The 238-nt window shown below is 72.3% G+C and carries 1 pseudogene; it reads left to right on the top strand.

Annotation, left to right across the window (positions count from 1 at the left end):
• Positions 1 to 238, top strand: a pseudogene (locus tag KVT44_RS56995) (hypothetical protein); the annotation flags it as partial.

Here is a 238-nt window from a genome sequence, read left to right on the forward strand (position 1 = left end):
GACGGTCCCGGCGATTTCATCGCCCACGGGATGCTGACCGGCCCGGTCGCGCTCTTCGCCTCGGACGGTGGTCCCGGGGACGAGGCGCTGCAGCTGCGTGGAGTGATGTTCGCCCTGCTGGGGGCTGCGGAGCCGGCTGTCCTCGAGACGTGGTTCGCCCGGCTGGCCGACGGAGGCCGGATCGTCGACGATCTGCAGCTGCGCGCCTGGGGCGACCACGACGGAACGGTCAGCGACC

Source organism: Streptomyces sp. GbtcB7, from assembly GCF_019091445.1.
Lineage (GTDB): Bacteria > Actinomycetota > Actinomycetes > Streptomycetales > Streptomycetaceae > Streptomyces > Streptomyces mirabilis.